The following is a 16,198-nucleotide window of genomic DNA, read 5'->3' on the forward strand; positions in this document are numbered from 1 at the left end:
CTACGTACATGATAAAACGCGAAATGCTTAGAACAGATCTAAGCATTTCGCGTTTTAAGGGAGTATGCTATTTAACAGAGAACTTCCATCTCCATTAGTTCACTATACATATCCTGCCCTAGTAGTTCCTCCACAGAGTCGACCGTATTGAGATTCAGAAGTAAATCCCGCAGGTCCTCCGTGATCTCATATGTCTGATAGAGTTTGCGATCAAATAAAACCGGAGCTTCTTCAAGATCGCACAACGAATAACGCTCCTGGTTGAATGCGGGCCGGGCAGGTTTAATGCCAAAGACCCCATTTTTAAGTTTTTCAGGCATCAGAAACGAATGAATGTAATTCCATCCTTCCCATTGCCCCGGATACTTGGCCAGGTAAGGCCAGAATCCGTCGTAAAGCTGTTGCATGGCCTCCTGGCAGTACATCTCACGATCACTATGACTGATCGGCCGGATGGGCTTGAGACAGTGTAATACACTTGTCAGATCAGGCTCGCGGTAGCTAACTACCGGCACGATAGGCACACCAGCAGCATGTGATAAGTAACCAACCCCTTTGCGGGTCAACACACGTCGTTGACCAAATCGCACGGAAAGAAATTTGTCTTCATCTCCTCGTTCAGGGGCAGTTTCGGGGCTTCCGTCGACATAAACAATCAGCGATCGGCCGGCCTTTAATTCGCGTAGTACTGTCAAGCCAGCTGCTGGACTTCCCGCTTCCACTACGCGAAATACGTTTGTTAAACCGTGTTTTTGCCGCAGGGCTTCGATATGCTCTGTCATATCTCCTCCCTGACTACGGTTCATGTTAGAACCTACCATCAGCACGCAGTCAACCCCACGCCGGAACAAGACACTTGTGAGCAATCGATACGAACCCAGGTGATACGTACAGTATATCTTTGGTCCATTCGTCTGCTTAAGCAGGTCCTTCATCCCACGCACCTTTACTAGATCGCCAGCCGTTAGGCACTTCTGATCGAACGTAGTGAAGATTTGTTGCAGTAACAGTTCACGAAACATCGTCTCGTGCTCGCTACGAGGAACAGAGGGTAATATGTTCTGGACGTTTGCAGAAAACGTTGTGAACTTCATTAAGTACCCTCTCTCCTTCTGTAGGTCGACCCGCTCGAAGTGTTCTCGGCAGCGAGTTAGTTCCTGGTTATAGAGTTGCCGCGCAGTTGGCATGATCTATCTAAAGATTAAAGAGAAAACACTGGCTTCGAAAGACCGCTGAAATCATAGCCAACAGATTCGCAGCACTTACCGCCTTCTTTCTGCAACATAAGGATGTTAGCTGATTCCGACTTAGCAATTTGTTTTGCTACTTTTTTCAACATTTGAGCTGGTTGGATGGCGAATTGTTTTTTCATGGTGATTTGATTGTTTATAGTTGCTTTGTTTTTTGGTGCGCTTTATTGCGCCGTTTTGTTGATACAAAGCTACTGCATGCCCCAGGGGCCAACAATCACGAAAAAGTCACAAACAGCAGTTGGAAATAGTTAAATTTTACCACTATCTTAGTCGAAGATTTGAATAAGGACAGCATGAAGGAGATTCGACTTACGCGACATTTTTTGAGCAAGCCGATGAACAGCGTAGTAATACTGCTGTGCCTTTTTCTGTTTATCGAACTCATTTCTTGGTCTATAGCCTACCGCATCAAATTAGAGAAGTTGACCGAAGCCGGAGGCTTCTTCAAATACGTAGGACTTATTGTCCGAGTAATGGTTATTCCGGAGTTGGTAACAACATTTATAACGGTGTTTCTCATCAATCGGATTCATAGCTGGTTCAAGATTAATACTGTTGAAAACAGCTTACGGGCAATTAGCTTATACGAGTTACAATTCTTTCCTTTTTTCGCGGTTTCGTTCATAGTATTTAACCCGGTAACCCAAACGATTCGGTATCTATCCGAGCAGTACCCGAGTTACTCGTTAAGTGGATACCTGAATGGCTATATCATCGACACCTACACATGGTACACTTACTTTAAATACTTATTTCCCATAGTGATCATTGGATATGTTGCTTTAAACGTATCCCTCTTATATGATTATCTGCAACAACGGCGGGAAGCTCAGGAAGCAGCGGAAGCACAAGCCGCAGAAGCTTCTCAGAAAGCCTTAGCTTTATCGGCTACGTTTACACCCAGACCTACCCCTACGGCTCCTTCACCTCATCTGGCTCACTTAAAAGGAAAGAATACCCACGGCGAGTTGGACTTCCCAGTTAACGACGTCTATTATTTTACTATTGAAGAGCGTTTTTATTACGCTATCCTCGACAAAGGCCGCTATCTGGTAACTAAGACATTAAATGAGCTGGAAGCCGAGCTAGACCCTTCTTTATTTTATCGCATTAAACGTGATTATATAGTCAACCGGCAGGCCGTATTGAATTACGCCTACTGGGAGAATGGTAAGTACATAGTTCGGCTTAACACTCCTGATCGTTACGAGATAGTGGTTCCCCGGGCAAGAATGCAAGTATTTAGGGAGTGGCTGCAAGGAAGCCAACAACTTTATGCCGATTCAGACGCAGATCCAGTCAAACTTCCCTAGACTACTTCACAGGTAATTTTTTACGGCTATTCCGTACCGAGGCAGTTGTCGGCAGCTGCTCAAGTCAAGTTTTTTGGCTATATGTGCTTTATGGTTGATTGCGGTTCGGTAGCTAATGCCAAGTGTATCAGCGATTTCATTAGCCGTATGGCCGTTTGCAATCATCTTCAAAACTTCACGTTCTCGATCGGTTAACCTATTTAGCTGATCACGAGTATCTTCGGCTAACACTTCGACTCCATAGTTTTTAAGCAGATTCATGAAGCCGGTACTGTAATAACACCCCCCGTTACTTACCGTTTGAAAACAACGATACAGCTCATCCAGCCCATCACTCGAATATAAAAAGCCGAAAAAGCCCATCTGCATAGCGGCTGCCACCATACGCAGGTCAGGTTTACTAGTATATAGGATAAATTTCGGCTGAAAGTTTGACTGCTGCATTTGCTCTACAATGTCAAAGCTTCTCCGGCCAGAAATCTCTGATTCCAGGATTACACATTGCGGACGCTTCACCCGAATTTGTTGCAAAGTATCCTCCATTTCAACGGCACGGCCCACTACATTGTACCCTTGTTCTTTAAGGAGCTGGCTAAGCACTTCACAATTAAACACTTCCGACTGGGCTACAAGAATCGAAAAATCGCGCCGACGAAGTGCAAAATTTTTAGTGGCTTCTGAGCCGGTAGCTGTTTGATCCATGGTGTATACTGCTTATGGGTGGTTGAATGTAACTCCTAATTTGTTAACCTAACAATTGGTACGGGATGAAATCACCATTTCTCCGGACGAAATCACTAATATTTGACGCATGAATTGGGTGATTTCATCCGGAGAAATGGTGATTTCATACAAACGGGCTTGTTTAGAGCTATAATACAGGGCTACATTTGATCAATCAGTTGCGAGACATGTATTTCAGAATTGTGCGATGAATCAAGAAGAAACAAAGGTACCGTCCGGTTACGAAGCGTCCTCGGCGGAGATACAAAGCGTGATTATAGAGTGGGTAGAAGCGACTGAAGCATTCCATCGTCGGTATGCAAAATTAACTGAAGTAATTAATACATTACAGGTAGCTGCTCGTCGGCAACCTAAAGCAGATCGGTCACGTCTTCGTCGGCTCATTGCGCTTCGCAAGCAAATGAGTGACGTACTGATGACTTTGCTGCTGGACATGACCGGCCAAAAGTCAGGTCGTTCAGCTCTTCCTTCCAAGCCAGGCCAACTCCGTTCTCATGCCAGTCTTCTGGGCGAATTGAACCGGGAAATTGATGCCGAGCTATTAGGCGCTACCACCGTAGCTCAAGCGTAGTGTTCACCCTCCCCTGTTGATAAAGGTAGAGCCTCAATTATGCAATTGAGGCTTTTACATGTTTAAGGGTCACCCAGATATCACAGTACCAAGCAGGTTCGATATCTCCATATCGATTCGCTTGAAATGCATAAACTCCAGCAACAGCTGATCAGCTTCTTCAGGCGTTTTACTCATCGATTCCCGAAGTTGCTGTTGCAGTACCGCCATCCGCTGTTCAGCAAGCATTTTTTTGACACGTAAAATATTACGGTAAGCGGCATCGGCTAAGATGCCGATTTCTTCTTCTGAAGGCACGTGGATCTCATGCTTTAGCCAGCCTTCACTTATTTCATATCGGGGCGTAGTTAGGTTAATAGCCTCCTGTTGAATGGCGTTGTCTTCACTTGCCCGGCGGCTCAGAAAATCAGTAGCCGTCAGTGTTTCACCCCTGCTGTAAGCTTCTCTGAACAATGTCAAAATTAAGTCAAACGGAGCAGTCTGGAAGTTGATCTCGTGAAGCTCATCGAGTACGTATTGGCATAACGTAATACCAGGTTCCAGTTCCCGTGTTCCGTAGTTTATCAGCAACCGAACACACTCTTCCTCCTGAAAGGATATAGGTGTTCGTACGGCCTTTACAGACTCCGATGCAAGCGGTTTTCCAAAAGGCACCGCCACGACTTCAGGCTCATCGACACGGTCGATACTTAATCCTTGTAGCAGCGCGTTAATGTCATCGATTGACTGTTCGCCTACGCTTGGTTTAGCGGGATCAGTCTGCTGCCGTTGTTGACGATCCTGCTGCCGATCGTATTCTTTCTTGTTCTGATCCTGTTGCTTACGAATCAACCGGTTTATTTCGGAGATAACCGATTGTTCGCTGACGTGAAAAACCTGTGCAACCCGCTGCGAAAGAGTCTGACGCTTAAGCGGGTCGGGGATTTTGGTTATCGTAGCGCAAACATCCGATATACCTTCCGCCCGTTTCAATGGGTTATCACCGGCTTCGGACAGCCACCGGCTGGCTTTAAAGTCGATAAAGTCCTGTGAATTTTGCTGGATGTAGGTTTTGAACGTTTCGGCCCCAACTTTATGCACGTAACTGTCGGGGTCTTCTCCGTCGGGCAATAGTAAGAGTTTTAAGTTTAAGCCCTCTTCCAGCACCATGTCCAGGCCCCGGAGAGCCGCCTTTATGCCAGCAGCATCGCCATCGTATAAGATGGTAACGTTTGGCGTGAAGCGGGCAATCAGTCGAATCTGCTCGGTGGTCAACGAGGTTCCCGACGAAGCTACTACGTTCTTAATACCCGCCTGGTGTAAGGAAATTACGTCGGTATAGCCCTCGGTCAGATAGCATACATCTTCCTGGCGTATGGTTTGCTTTGCCTGGTAGATACCATACAGGACCTGACTTTTATGATACACCGCCGTCTCCGGCGAGTTTAAGTATTTGGGCTGGTTCTTATCCGTTTTTAAGATCCGTGCGCCAAAGGCAATCACACGACCCGATACGTTGTGAATCGGAAACATGACCCGTCCCCGAAACCGATCAAACACCTTGCCGCCTTCTTTGGTTAGGATCAAACCTGCCTTTTCAAGTAAGTCCTGACTGTATCCCTTGCGTAACCCTTCTTTTAAGAGTGCGTCCCACTGATCGAATGTATAGCCTAACTCAAACGCTTCGATAGTCGGGTTCGACAAGCCGCGCTCCCGAAAATAACTCAATCCAATACTTTTACCTTCGTCGGTATTGTGAAGCGTTTCCTGAAAGAACGTTTTTGCAAAGTTGAGTACAATCAGCAAACTCTCCCGTTCATTCTGACGTAACAGATCTTCGGGCGTTTGCTCCTGTTCTTCAATCTCAATATTATATTTTTTGGCTAAATACCGGAGCGCTTCACCATAACCGATATTCTCAATATCCATGATGAACCGTACCGCATCTCCCGCCTTTCCGCACCCAAAGCATTTATAAATTTGACGCGTTGGATTTACGTTAAACGACGGTGTTTTTTCATTATGGAACGGGCAGCAGGCAATGTAATTGCTACCTCGCTTCTTTAGCGAAACAAAGTCGTTTATAACCTCCAGGATGTCGGCAGATTGACGAATTCGATCAACGGTTTCTTCGGGTATTCGCATTCAGTCTATAGGATTAACTTGAACAATCAAAGTTACACCGAAACTCGGCTCAGCGGTACGTTTTACAGCGGATGGCCAGTAGCTAGATACGCAGTCTGGCAGCGTTTTTGCTAATTGGTAGGTGTGACAATCAGCTACTTGGTTGATCGGCTGATCTTCATTGTCCGTACATTATTATGAAACAACGTATACACACTACGTATAGTGCTCCACTCAACCTTAGCAGTAGGGACAGACGGAACTGCTTTTTGCTTTCGGCGAAATTTTTGCTTCTTGTTTTCCTGCAGTCATGTCAAATGCAGCCTTCTGACCAGGTTGCGCCATCACCAACTATAAGCGGAAAAGCAGCGAGTCAGTACGATGCCGAAGTTGCTGCCAAATGGGCTGCCCTCCAGCTAAAGTTAACCAAAACAACACCTGGCTTTACGCCACCGGTAGCCGCCCGGGCTTATGGTTATGCTGGCGTAACTCTATACGAAGCCATTGTTCCTGGAACGACTACCTATAAATCGCTGGCAGGCCAATTACAGGGCCTTACTGCATTGCCACAGCCCGAATCGGGAAAAACCTACAACTGGGCATTAAGTGCCAACGCAGCTCAGGCTTCCATTCTACGGAGCCTTTATCCAACCACGAACGCAGCCAATAAAGCAGCTATTGATTCGCTCGAAACAGCCTTACTGACTCAACTTAAAGAGGCTGATGAGCCCGTTAATCAGATCTCTATTGACTTCGGAAAGAAAATAGCCGACGCGATCTTCGAATGGTCCAAATCGGATGGCGGACACGAAGGGTACACTCGGAATTTCCCCGCCAGTTATACTGTACCAGCGGGTCCAGGTCTGTGGCTACCCACCGAAAATGGTCAGAAAATTCCAATGCAACCGTACTGGGGCCAGGTACGTACCTTTCTAAAAACCAACAACGACCTGCCAATGCCTAAGCCGCTACCATATTCAACGGATACAAAGTCGGCCTTTTTCGGGCAATACCTGGATGTCTACGCAAAATCTAAGAACCTGACACAAACGGAGAAGGAGATTGCCGTATGGTGGGCTGATAATCCCGGCGAAACCTTTACCCCCCCCGGCCACTCGTACAATATAGCTCGTATTGCCATACTGACCGCTAAAGCTGATCTGGCCAAAGCCGCCGAGACCTTGGCCCGTACAGGCATATCGGTAGCCGATGCTTTTATCTTATGCTGGCGGTGCAAATTCGTCTACAATAACATAAGGCCATATTCTTATGTTCGGATAGCTATTGACCCTAAATGGCTTCCGTTCTGGCCAGCACCGCCATTTCCGGGTTACCCATCTGGTCATGCTACTCAATCATCATCGGCGGCAACGGTCTTAACGGCTTTATATGGGGATAATTTTTCCTTCACCGACGACTCGCACATTGGACGGACAAGAGATGCTCAACGTAACGTCGATTTCAAGCCTCGAACATTTACGTCGTTTATACAAGCGGCACAAGAGTCGGCCGACTCGCGTTTCTATGGCAACATTCATACCAAGCAGGATAACGAAACAGGACTTACCGAAGGCCAGAAAATTGGCGCAAACATCAATGCGCTGGTTTGGAGAAAATAACTCAGTACGTCTAACATGAAAAAAGCTAACTGGTGGCCAGTTAGCTTTTTCGTTCGGTAATATGTCCTTTAATAAGCGCGTACTAATTTTCCTTCCATAAAGTTTACGAAGGCTTTATTGACGACGTTGTTTCCGCCAGGCGTCGGATAATTACCCGTGAAATACCAGTCACCGGAGTGATTTGGGCAGGCTTTGTGCAGATTGTCCACCGTCTGATAAACAACAGCAACCTCAGCGTTCAGGCCAGCGGGCGTTACGATCCGAGCAACCTTATCCGACAGTTCCTCGTGGGTAAACGGCTCGAACAGGGCTTTTACATAATTCTGGTTCGTGGCATTCCCCGATTCAATGGCAGCAACGCATTGGGCATAAATCTCATCCATCAATTCTTCCTGACCGCGTTCGCGAAGAAGCTCAAGAGCCGCCCGGAAGGCAACAAACTCTTTAACCTTCGACATATCGATGCCGTAACAGTCCGGAAAACGAATCTGAGGAGCTGACGATACAATAATTATCTTCTTGGGGCCTAGCCGATCCAGCATCTTAAGGATACTCTTTTCGAGCGTAGTTCCCCGTACAATTGAATCGTCGACAACAACGACGTTATCCTTACCCTTTTTGATTACTTCAAACGTAGTGTCGTACACGTGCGACACCATATCATCGCGCTGGGCATCATCTGTAATGAATGTCCGTAACTTAACGTCTTTAGACACCAGCTTTTCGACCCGGGGTCGGAATGAAAGAACGCGGTCCAGATCCTGTTCGAACAGGATGCCTTCCATAATTGCTTTCTTCCGTTGCTTGTAGAGATACTCTTCCAGGCCTTCGACCATGCCAAAAAAGGCGGTTTCGGCGGTGTTTGGGATATACGAGAAAACCGTATTCTCTAAATCGTAATCAATTTCCTCAAGGATCTGCGGAACCAGCAGCTTACCTAAGGTTTTGCGCTCGTTGTAGATATCCGGGTCCGTGGCCCGCGAGAAGTAAATCCGCTCGAAACTGCACGACCGCTTTTCGGTGGGCTTCACAAACTGCTGTTCAGCGTATTCACCGTATTTATCGATAATCAACGCATGACCGGGCTTTACCTCCTGGATTGCGCTGTAGTCGACGTTGAAGGCTGTTTTAATCGCTGGCTTTTCCGAAGCCACAACTACAACTTCATCGTCAGCGTAATAATAAGCGGGGCGGATACCGGCCGGGTCACGCGCTACAAAGGCAGCTCCGTATCCCGTCATACCAACCATGGCGTAGCCTCCGTCGAAATCACGGCAGGAACGGTGCAGTACGCGTTGAAGATCAAGATTATCCTCAATTATATCCGACAGAACCGGGTTTTCGTAGATGCCCTTGAAGCGGTCGAATACCCGCTGATTCTCTTCGTCGAGAAAGTGGCCGATTTTCTCCATCACCGTCACGGTGTCCACTTTTTCTTTAGGGTGCTGACCCAGCGAAACGAGTTTATCGAACAACTCATCTACGTTAGTCATGTTGAAGTTACCCGCCATGACCAGGTTGCGGCTGCGCCAGTTACTCTGCCGAAGCATGGGGTGACAATTCTCAATTTCGTTGGCACCGTGGGTTCCGTAACGCAGGTGACCCATCCAGACTTCACCCGTAAAGGCTACGTTCTCCTGGAGCCATTGCGCGTTCTTGGCCTTGTCTTTATTGCCTTTTACCGCTTTCCGAAACTTCTTGTTGAGCTTTTCGAAGATGTCCGTTACAGGACGCTGGTCAACCGAACGATAGCGACTAATATAACGGTGGCCAGGCGGCACTTCGAGCTTTATATTAGCAACTCCGGCTCCGTCCTGGCCCCGGTTTACCTGCTTTTCCATTAGCAGGTAAAGTTTATTAGCTCCGTAGAGAGCCGTCCCGTATTTATCAATGTAGTATTGATACGGTTTGCGGAGCCTGATTAGGGCAATGCCGCACTCATGTTTGATGGCGTCGCTCATGAGGTGTCGCCGAAGCGATTTAGTTTTTTAGTATGTATCGAAGTAACGGCTCCTCCTCGGCAATGGTTCGATCGGGAGCAAAACAAAGGTAGGAAAACCCGGCTAATCGTTGGTTAAATTTTGGGCCGTCAGCCAACGTTGCAGCGTTAAATAAATGATCATTGACGAGATCGTTCCGACAAGCGAACCAACGTATGCATCTTCAACGAAGTGTTGAAATAAGTAAACCCGCGAGTAGCCCGTCAAAATGCCTAACGCCAGGAATAGCCATCCTCTGCTCTTATTCGTGTCAAGAAAAGCCAGTAAGCTGAAAATCGCAAAAGCAGACGTAGTATGGCCAGAGGGAAAACTGTTGTAACTGTAAATATCCAGGCCCTCGATCATGTGATATTCATAGGTCGAGTGCTCAAAAAACTTCAACGGTCTCGGCGAACCGGGAAACACAATGGTCTTGAGAAACAGCGACGTAAGTGATGACAAGGCGAAACTACAGAAGGCTATGAAACCGATACGTCGGTTATAGATCACTAATGCGACACAAACCAGAACGAAGAATGCGCCATCGCCGAGATACGTAGTATACGTAAAAAAAAGATCGGCAACCGGGTGATTACGGACGTTTACCCATTGCATCAATTGCTCCTGAGTGTACAGCACTTGCAGGATACCCACAACAGCCAACGCGAATGCATACGGCAAAAAGAAAAAACGGTTCTTACGCAGCAGTTGAAGCAACATCAGCATACTGATTTATTTGGCAGAAGTCACCTTTTCGACTGTAATACCCACACTTAAAATGTTGAGCAGTGGGTCCTGGCGCATGTACTGGCGAATCTGCATGGTGTATTTACCGGGCTTAGGAAAGCGGTAGTTGCGCTTCATCAGAAATTTATGGTCAAAGATGTCGCCGAGCCCATCGCCATTGGGCTTCCCGGTTTTTGGGTCCATCAACAGCAGTTCATCCAACCGCGATTCGATCTCCTTTCCGCTTCCATCCCGCAGGTAGCGCGTTAAATACAGGTTGTAATAGCCGTACGAAAGGCTGTTCCGCAGGTTGTAATAAATATTATACGGTATAGACGCATCTTCGATCTCAAACGTGAATGAGGGGGCATTCTTCACAAACCACTTTCCGTCTTCGATGTCCGTATATTCCTTGTAGACTGCATTTGTGTCACAGCTGAGAGCCAGCCAGGCAATGACAAGCACTAGTCCGAATTGTTTCATACCTCTGTTGAATAGATTACAAAGCTACGACCCGGCTGCTGGCTTGCCAAACGCTAAAAAACTATGTCGATAGTTTGTAAACGAAATGAATAGTTCTAGGTTTGTCTTATGGAAAAATTGACCGCTAAAGAAGAAGAAGTGATGCAGGTGCTATGGAAGATGGACCAGGCCTACGTAAAGGATATGGTTCCTCACTTTTCGAACCCGCCCCTGCACTACAATACCGTATCGACTATCGTCCGTAATCTGGAAGAAAAAGGCCACGTGGGTCACCGGGCTTACGGGAATACGCATGAGTACTACCCCATCATTACGAAGGAAGATTACCAGAATCGCTTCGTACTGAAGAAGGTCGTGGGCGATTACTTCGATAACTCCTATAAGAATCTGGTTAGCTACTTTGCTCAGCACGAGAAAATATCGGCGGAAGAACTGCGCGAGATTCTGGCAATGATTGAAAAAAAGTAATTCCTATCCAGTCAATTATGCACAGTAGCAAGTAACGATAGAGATTATGGAGGCCCTGCGTTACGTCGTGTTGGTTAATAGCCTGTTGGCCGTCGTCAGCATTGCCTTTTATTGTTTGCTTCGTCGGGAAACATGTTTTGGTGCCAACCGACTAGCGCTGTGGGTCGGCCTGGCCGGAGCGGTTTTACTGCCCTTACTGGAACTACCAGACTGGCGTCCACAACCCGTCCGAACGGTTATGGAGCAGACAGCGCAGGTTATCGTGCCCAGGATACTGCCAGCCTCGCCCGCTCCGCCAGACGTATTGATTACGTTTCCAAACGGCCAAACGTATCCCGCTCTACGAACTGCACCAAGTCCGACTTTTGACTGGAACTGGCAGAATGTGTTACGTATCATCTACGCATCAGGGTTCCTGATACTATTGGTCCGGCTAATGGTACAACTTGTGGCACTTTTCCGCCTGATCAACCGATCGGATCAGGAAGCCTACGACCAGTTTACGCTAGTAAAAAGTGAGCATGTAGCATCACCGTTTTCGTTCTTTAGCTGGGTTGTCCTTAACCCGAGTCAGCATACAACTCATGAATTCGAGCAGATTTTACGGCACGAGCGAGTTCACGTTCGGAAATGGCATAGCCTGGATATGGTAGTCGTTGAAATCGTATCTATTGTCTTCTGGTTCAACCCGGCCGCATTCCTCTTCAAAAGCTTACTGCTGCAAACGCTGGAATTTAGTGCCGACCGAACCGTTTTGGCCGAGGGTGTCGATAGCAAAGCTTACCAGTATAATCTACTCAAAGTCAGCCAATTAACACGACAACCCGGCCTGGCGGTAAATTTCGGCCGCTCGAACTTACGCCAGCGGATCAGCATGATGAACCGTCGGCGGTCGCACGGGTGGGCATACGCTCGCTATGGGTTATGGGCTGTAGTCATAGGACTTATGGTGCTGGCATGTCGGCACACCGACAATAATCTGCGGCTTGTGGATCAGGTTCCTAAACCAAACGCATTGCCTGCTACAACACCGACCCGCGCCCTGGTTGTTGGCTTGGAAGACAAAGGAGCCTGGTATTGCCAGATGGCTTTGTTCGAAATAAAGCATCAGGTACACATTATCCAGTATAAACCGATTCTCTTACACGTAAAAGGCGATCGGCTGATTGTGCCTGACGACTACACGTATTCGGTTGCCGTTTACATAAATGGTAAGAAAGCGTCGCCGGAATCGTTAACTCTATTATCCCCGGAATTTGTCAAAGAGCTGTTCGTCATGCACCAGTGGGAGCACGAGTCAACCATTGATACGCAGGCAAAGCCGTATCAGATTTTTATTCAGACCAACCCCAAAGCCATTACGTTCGACCCAAGGCGCAGGCAATTCTTTACGTTGTTGCAGGCAGCGGCCATCTCGCGGCATCCGTTCGGGGAGACGAGTTCATTCAACATGAACCAGCTACTGGAGGCTACTTTTTTCCACAATCCGGATGCATTGGTAGAGCGAACGAAAAACGAGCACCTGAAGGTGTATGATGAGTTCAGTAAAGACACTGATATTTTTATCAATAATTTACCCGCCACACCAGCGGACGTATTAACCGTTCATGTGCGGGAAGTCGCTCACTTATACACTCGGGAACGGCCGTACACCGATTGGTTCAGGGCCGATCATCCGCTACGTCGGTTTGAGCTACACATCCAAACAGCCCCTAAGCGGGCTAAGCGCGACAGCAGTTATTACGTATTTAGCCCATTCTACACAGGCGATTTCTGATGTACTACTAAATAACAGACGAAGACTTCTTAAACGAACCGGTGCCTTTTCCATCTAATAATTGTTCAACAGAACAAACTACATGAAAACGCACTGGATGTTCCTATACACTTTGTTTCTCCTGGCTACGTATCCAGGATTTTGTGAATCGCCCAGCCAGGCCGATACGTTACCCAACAGGTCGACCAGCTCATCACGGTCGAGGTTAGCTCCATCTGCCATGACAATGCCAGGCACCCGGCTCGATACAAATTATCGTCTGTTACCTCCTCAAAGTACTGCCGTGGCAAGAGCGGCCCCGGCATGGCTAAATGCGAAGTTGAACGTAACAACGGCCTATTATATACTGGATGGCAAAGCTGCCACAGCCGCTCAGCTGAAACAACTTAAACGGCAGGAGGTAGCTTCAGTTAGTTTTTTAGAAGGGAAAAAAGCCACAGCTTTATATGGTAAGAACGTCAAAAATGGAATGGTCATAATCACGACAAAAGCAGGACGCTCTAGACAAGATTAAACAGATAAGCCCGATAACTTCACTATCGGGCTTATTGTATGATCAGGCTTTATCACCAGAGGCAGGTCTTGTTGGATTACCTCCTCCTTTAGCCTTCTTCTTTTTCTTCTTTGCAGGCCGGGTTGCGTATTTGGCGTCCAGCTTCTGCAAATCACTGTTGAGAGCTGCGGCCGTTACCGGCTCTTTCTCACCAATGGGCGTTAAGACGTCGAACGACTCGGGTATAATGCCCCGTTTGTTCAACTCCGCTATTTCGAGCACGCGACTGATGGGCAGGGGGTGCCAGGTGCTTTCCGATCCATAGCCAAACCACATCAGCTTACGGAAAATATCCGTTTTCTGTAGATAAGCACGGCCTTTCTGCGTTTCGAGCGGTTTCTCGACCGTCGGAATATCGCGCAGGGCGTCCATGTACGTATCCAGCTCATAGTTCAGACAGCATTTCAGCCGACCGCACTGGCCTGATAACTTTGCCGGATTTAGCGATAGGTTCTGATATCGGGCCGCAGAGGTAGCGATGTTTTTAAAATCTGTCAACCAGGTTGAACAGCATAATTCCCGTCCACATGAGCCAATTCCGCCCAGCCGACCGGCCTCCTGACGCAGGCTGATCTGGCGCATTTCTATGCGGGCTTTGAACTCACTGGCCAGCATTTTAATGAGCTCCCGGAAGTCGACGCGTTCCTCCGACGAATAATAGAATGTTGCTTTCGTGTTATCCGACTGAAACTCTACGTCGGACAGTTTCATGTTCAGCTTAAGCTCACGAATAATTTCGCGGGAACGATACAGAGCGGGCAGATCACGTAACACGGCCTGTTCGTGGCGCTCCATATCTTTAGGAGTAGCAACGCGGTGAATAACTTTGGTATCGTCGGTAATCTTGACGTTCCGTTTTTTCACCTGTAGACGTACTAATTCGCCTTGCAGCGAAACAGCGCCAATGTGGTATCCAGACTGCATTTCGACGACCACGTAGTCGCCCGTTATCAGATTAAGCTGATGAACATTTCGGTAATATTCTTTACGTCCACCCTTAAATTTAACCTCAACAACGTCGTATCGTTTCATGTCCGGCATAGCAATATCGCTCAGCCAGTCGAATGAATTCAATTTATTGCAACCCGCAGAGGATCCTGCTCCGGTACTGCACCCTCCGCTTCCGCAACCTGTTGTGGTCGTTTTCTGCGGTTCCCCGCCGGGACCATCAGATGCTCCGCGTTGGGTTCCACACCCGCCGGTTGCACAGGATTTACAAGACATATATCTATCGTTATGAAGCTATAAGGGTGTAGAGTCGCGAAGTTTGTGTCCGTCAGGACTAGTAAACTTGGCAGCGCTACAACGTTATACCTCGGTTAATCAGAGTACCGGATCAGGTCGAGCCCAATATCTTTCCGGTACTGCTTTCCATCAAATTGCACCGTTCGGGCCGCTTCCTGCGACTTGCGAACGGCGTTTTCTAACGAGTTTGCCTGAGCCGTAAGGGCCAGTACTCGTCCACCGTTGGTCAATACGTGACCATTCTGGGCCATCGTCCCCGCATGGAACGCCATCACATCTTCTAAACGCTCAAGGTCCGTAATGATTTTACCTTTTACGTATTCGTCAGGGTAACCTCCCGATACAACAACCGTTGTTACGGCTGTTTGGGGGGATATCTGAACAGCAATTTTATCTAAATCACCATCGGCAGTGGCCACCATCAATTCAACGAAATCGTTTTGAATCCGGGGTAAAACGACTTCCGTCTCTGGATCGCCCATTCGGGCATTGTATTCAATGACAAACGGTTCGCCGTTTACTTTCATCAAGCCGATAAAAATAAACCCCTGATAGCGAATCCCTTCCTGTTTTAAGCCAGCTAACGTAGGTTTGACTACTTTCTCGTTAACCTTCTGTAGAAACGACTCATTCGCAAAAACCACCGGAGAAACAGCGCCCATGCCTCCCGTATTAGGCCCAGTATCCTGCTCCCCTATACGCTTGTAATCTTTTGCTTCGGGCAGAATTTTGTAGTTCTCACCGTCACTCAAGACAAATACTGACAGTTCGATCCCACGCAAAAACTGCTCCACAACCACCTTGCTGCCTGCTTCACCAAACTTTTGTCCGTCGAGCATATCGCGTATGGCCGATTGCGCTTCAGCGAGTGTTTCGGCAATAATCACGCCCTTTCCGGCGGCAAGGCCGTCAGCCTTGATCACAACAGGCAATGAGTGTACCTCCAGATAAGCTAGCCCTTCTGCCAGCGTTGACGCAGTAAAGGTTTGCGAGGCAGCCGTAGGAATGCCATTGCGCACCATAAACTGCTTCGAGAAATCTTTACTTCCTTCCAGTTGCGCGCCCTGTGCATCAGGACCAACAATCCGTAAGCTGCTCAGATCAGGCTGCTGGCGCAAAAAATCCACAATTCCCTTCACCAGAGGCTCTTCAGGACCAACAATTACCAACTCGATTTTGTGCTCACGCACGGCCTCCAGGATACTGGTAAAATCGTTATAACTTATTGGTAGGTTGGTTGCCACTTGTGCTGTTCCGGCATTACCCGGCGCAACAAACAGGGCATCACATAACGGACTTTGTGATAACTTCCATGCAAAGGCATGTTCACGACCGCCCGAACCTAGTAGTAGTATATTCATGTT

General features: G+C 47.7%; 16 protein-coding genes. 6 read left to right on the forward strand and 10 right to left on the reverse strand.

All coding sequences use genetic code 11. From position 1 onward, the window contains the following. Window positions 1–71: 71 nt before the first annotated feature. Both ACYVBJ_RS21420 and ACYVBJ_RS21425 read right to left on the reverse strand, forming a co-directional pair. Window positions 72–1,022 carry a lysophospholipid acyltransferase family protein gene (locus ACYVBJ_RS21420; protein ID WP_460984344.1) on the reverse strand — a complete coding sequence of 317 codons (951 nt, stop codon included), beginning with the start codon at window positions 1,020–1,022 and terminating at the stop codon, window positions 72–74. Between the two features lie 179 nt (window positions 1,023–1,201). Beyond that, a complete protein-coding gene (locus ACYVBJ_RS21425) occupies window positions 1,202–1,372 on the reverse strand; it encodes a hypothetical protein (protein WP_460977325.1) in 171 nt (56 codons plus the stop codon). A 216-nt stretch (window positions 1,373–1,588) separates the two neighbouring features. On the opposite strand from ACYVBJ_RS21425, the gene ACYVBJ_RS21430 reads away from it, so the two are divergent. Continuing rightward, on the forward strand, window positions 1,589–2,566 hold the full coding sequence (locus ACYVBJ_RS21430; protein WP_460984345.1) for a LytTR family DNA-binding domain-containing protein: 978 nt from the start codon (window positions 1,589–1,591) through the stop codon (window positions 2,564–2,566). Window positions 2,567–2,572: 6 nt separating this feature from the next. On the opposite strand, the gene ACYVBJ_RS21435 is transcribed toward ACYVBJ_RS21430, so the two are convergent. Further along, window positions 2,573–3,268, reverse strand: a complete 696-nt coding sequence (locus tag ACYVBJ_RS21435; protein WP_460984346.1) for a LuxR C-terminal-related transcriptional regulator — start codon at window positions 3,266–3,268, stop codon at window positions 2,573–2,575. Window positions 3,269–3,497: 229 nt separating this feature from the next. Here ACYVBJ_RS21435 and ACYVBJ_RS21440 point away from each other — a divergent pair, with 229 nt between their 5' ends. Continuing rightward, window positions 3,498–3,881, forward strand: coding sequence for a hypothetical protein (locus ACYVBJ_RS21440; RefSeq protein WP_460984347.1), 384 nt, complete (start codon window positions 3,498–3,500; stop codon window positions 3,879–3,881). Between the two features lie 69 nt (window positions 3,882–3,950). Here the strand turns inward: ACYVBJ_RS21440 and dnaG are convergent, their stop codons facing one another. Beyond that, window positions 3,951–6,005 (reverse strand): DNA primase, encoded by a 2,055-nt coding sequence (gene dnaG / locus ACYVBJ_RS21445; protein WP_460984348.1) that lies wholly within the window; start codon window positions 6,003–6,005, stop codon window positions 3,951–3,953. 296 nt (window positions 6,006–6,301) lie between these two features. Here dnaG and ACYVBJ_RS21450 point away from each other — a divergent pair, with 296 nt between their 5' ends. Then, window positions 6,302–7,603: a vanadium-dependent haloperoxidase gene (locus ACYVBJ_RS21450; RefSeq protein ID WP_460984349.1), complete on the forward strand. Its 1,302-nt coding sequence runs from the start codon at window positions 6,302–6,304 to the stop codon at window positions 7,601–7,603. 68 nt (window positions 7,604–7,671) lie between these two features. Here the strand turns inward: ACYVBJ_RS21450 and ACYVBJ_RS21455 are convergent, their stop codons facing one another. From ACYVBJ_RS21455 to ACYVBJ_RS21465, 3 genes are all read right to left on the reverse strand, one after another. Further along, window positions 7,672–9,564 (reverse strand): amidophosphoribosyltransferase, encoded by a 1,893-nt coding sequence (locus ACYVBJ_RS21455; RefSeq protein ID WP_460984350.1) that lies wholly within the window; start codon window positions 9,562–9,564, stop codon window positions 7,672–7,674. A 102-nt stretch (window positions 9,565–9,666) separates the two neighbouring features. Beyond that, the gene (locus ACYVBJ_RS21460; protein WP_460984351.1) at window positions 9,667–10,308 is read right to left on the reverse strand and encodes a phosphatase PAP2 family protein; all 642 of its coding nucleotides are present in this window, start codon (window positions 10,306–10,308) and stop codon (window positions 9,667–9,669) included. A 6-nt stretch (window positions 10,309–10,314) separates the two neighbouring features. Beyond that, window positions 10,315–10,791 (reverse strand): gliding motility lipoprotein GldH, encoded by a 477-nt coding sequence (locus tag ACYVBJ_RS21465; RefSeq protein ID WP_460984352.1) that lies wholly within the window; start codon window positions 10,789–10,791, stop codon window positions 10,315–10,317. Window positions 10,792–10,899: 108 nt separating this feature from the next. On the opposite strand from ACYVBJ_RS21465, the gene ACYVBJ_RS21470 reads away from it, so the two are divergent. Beyond that, window positions 10,900–11,259, forward strand: a complete 360-nt coding sequence (locus tag ACYVBJ_RS21470; RefSeq protein ID WP_460984353.1) for a BlaI/MecI/CopY family transcriptional regulator — start codon at window positions 10,900–10,902, stop codon at window positions 11,257–11,259. Between the two features lie 46 nt (window positions 11,260–11,305). Then, window positions 11,306–13,036 (forward strand): M56 family metallopeptidase, encoded by a 1,731-nt coding sequence (locus ACYVBJ_RS21475; protein ID WP_460984354.1) that lies wholly within the window; start codon window positions 11,306–11,308, stop codon window positions 13,034–13,036. Between the two features lie 78 nt (window positions 13,037–13,114). On the opposite strand, the gene ACYVBJ_RS21480 is transcribed toward ACYVBJ_RS21475, so the two are convergent. After that, window positions 13,115–13,258 carry a hypothetical protein gene (locus tag ACYVBJ_RS21480; protein ID WP_460984355.1) on the reverse strand — a complete coding sequence of 48 codons (144 nt, stop codon included), beginning with the start codon at window positions 13,256–13,258 and terminating at the stop codon, window positions 13,115–13,117. Window positions 13,259–13,262: 4 nt separating this feature from the next. On the opposite strand from ACYVBJ_RS21480, the gene ACYVBJ_RS21485 reads away from it, so the two are divergent. Next, window positions 13,263–13,550, forward strand: coding sequence for a hypothetical protein (locus ACYVBJ_RS21485; RefSeq protein ID WP_460984356.1), 288 nt, complete (start codon window positions 13,263–13,265; stop codon window positions 13,548–13,550). Window positions 13,551–13,592: 42 nt separating this feature from the next. Here the strand turns inward: ACYVBJ_RS21485 and ACYVBJ_RS21490 are convergent, their stop codons facing one another. Beyond that, window positions 13,593–14,813, reverse strand: coding sequence for a PSP1 domain-containing protein (locus tag ACYVBJ_RS21490; protein ID WP_460984357.1), 1,221 nt, complete (start codon window positions 14,811–14,813; stop codon window positions 13,593–13,595). A gap of 95 nt (window positions 14,814–14,908) precedes the next feature. Beyond that, window positions 14,909–16,195 (reverse strand): phosphoribosylamine--glycine ligase, encoded by a 1,287-nt coding sequence (gene purD, locus ACYVBJ_RS21495; protein ID WP_460984358.1) that lies wholly within the window; start codon window positions 16,193–16,195, stop codon window positions 14,909–14,911. Window positions 16,196–16,198: the final 3 nt, after the last annotated feature.

This window comes from Spirosoma fluminis, from assembly GCF_054778895.1.

What these genes read in the sequence shown, in the direction of transcription:
- ACYVBJ_RS21420 (WP_460984344.1), bottom strand. Translation starts at nt 1,022, where the DNA reads ATGTTTCGTGAACTGTTACTGCAACAAATCTTCACTACGTTCGATCAG.
- ACYVBJ_RS21425 (WP_460977325.1), bottom strand. Translation starts at nt 1,372, where the DNA reads ATGAAAAAACAATTCGCCATCCAACCAGCTCAAATGTTGAAAAAAGTA.
- ACYVBJ_RS21430 (WP_460984345.1), top strand. Translation starts at nt 1,589, where the DNA reads ATGAACAGCGTAGTAATACTGCTGTGCCTTTTTCTGTTTATCGAACTC.
- ACYVBJ_RS21435 (WP_460984346.1), bottom strand. Translation starts at nt 3,268, where the DNA reads ATGGATCAAACAGCTACCGGCTCAGAAGCCACTAAAAATTTTGCACTT.
- ACYVBJ_RS21440 (WP_460984347.1), top strand. Translation starts at nt 3,498, where the DNA reads ATGAATCAAGAAGAAACAAAGGTACCGTCCGGTTACGAAGCGTCCTCG.
- dnaG (WP_460984348.1), bottom strand. Translation starts at nt 6,005, where the DNA reads ATGCGAATACCCGAAGAAACCGTTGATCGAATTCGTCAATCTGCCGAC.
- ACYVBJ_RS21450 (WP_460984349.1), top strand. Translation starts at nt 6,302, where the DNA reads ATGCAGCCTTCTGACCAGGTTGCGCCATCACCAACTATAAGCGGAAAA.
- ACYVBJ_RS21455 (WP_460984350.1), bottom strand. Translation starts at nt 9,564, where the DNA reads ATGAGCGACGCCATCAAACATGAGTGCGGCATTGCCCTAATCAGGCTC.
- ACYVBJ_RS21460 (WP_460984351.1), bottom strand. Translation starts at nt 10,308, where the DNA reads ATGCTGATGTTGCTTCAACTGCTGCGTAAGAACCGTTTTTTCTTTTTG.
- ACYVBJ_RS21465 (WP_460984352.1), bottom strand. Translation starts at nt 10,791, where the DNA reads ATGAAACAATTCGGACTAGTGCTTGTCATTGCCTGGCTGGCTCTCAGC.
- ACYVBJ_RS21470 (WP_460984353.1), top strand. Translation starts at nt 10,900, where the DNA reads ATGGAAAAATTGACCGCTAAAGAAGAAGAAGTGATGCAGGTGCTATGG.
- ACYVBJ_RS21475 (WP_460984354.1), top strand. Translation starts at nt 11,306, where the DNA reads ATGGAGGCCCTGCGTTACGTCGTGTTGGTTAATAGCCTGTTGGCCGTC.
- ACYVBJ_RS21480 (WP_460984355.1), bottom strand. Translation starts at nt 13,258, where the DNA reads ATGGCAGATGGAGCTAACCTCGACCGTGATGAGCTGGTCGACCTGTTG.
- ACYVBJ_RS21485 (WP_460984356.1), top strand. Translation starts at nt 13,263, where the DNA reads ATGCCAGGCACCCGGCTCGATACAAATTATCGTCTGTTACCTCCTCAA.
- ACYVBJ_RS21490 (WP_460984357.1), bottom strand. Translation starts at nt 14,813, where the DNA reads ATGTCTTGTAAATCCTGTGCAACCGGCGGGTGTGGAACCCAACGCGGA.
- purD (WP_460984358.1), bottom strand. Translation starts at nt 16,195, where the DNA reads ATGAATATACTACTACTAGGTTCGGGCGGTCGTGAACATGCCTTTGCA.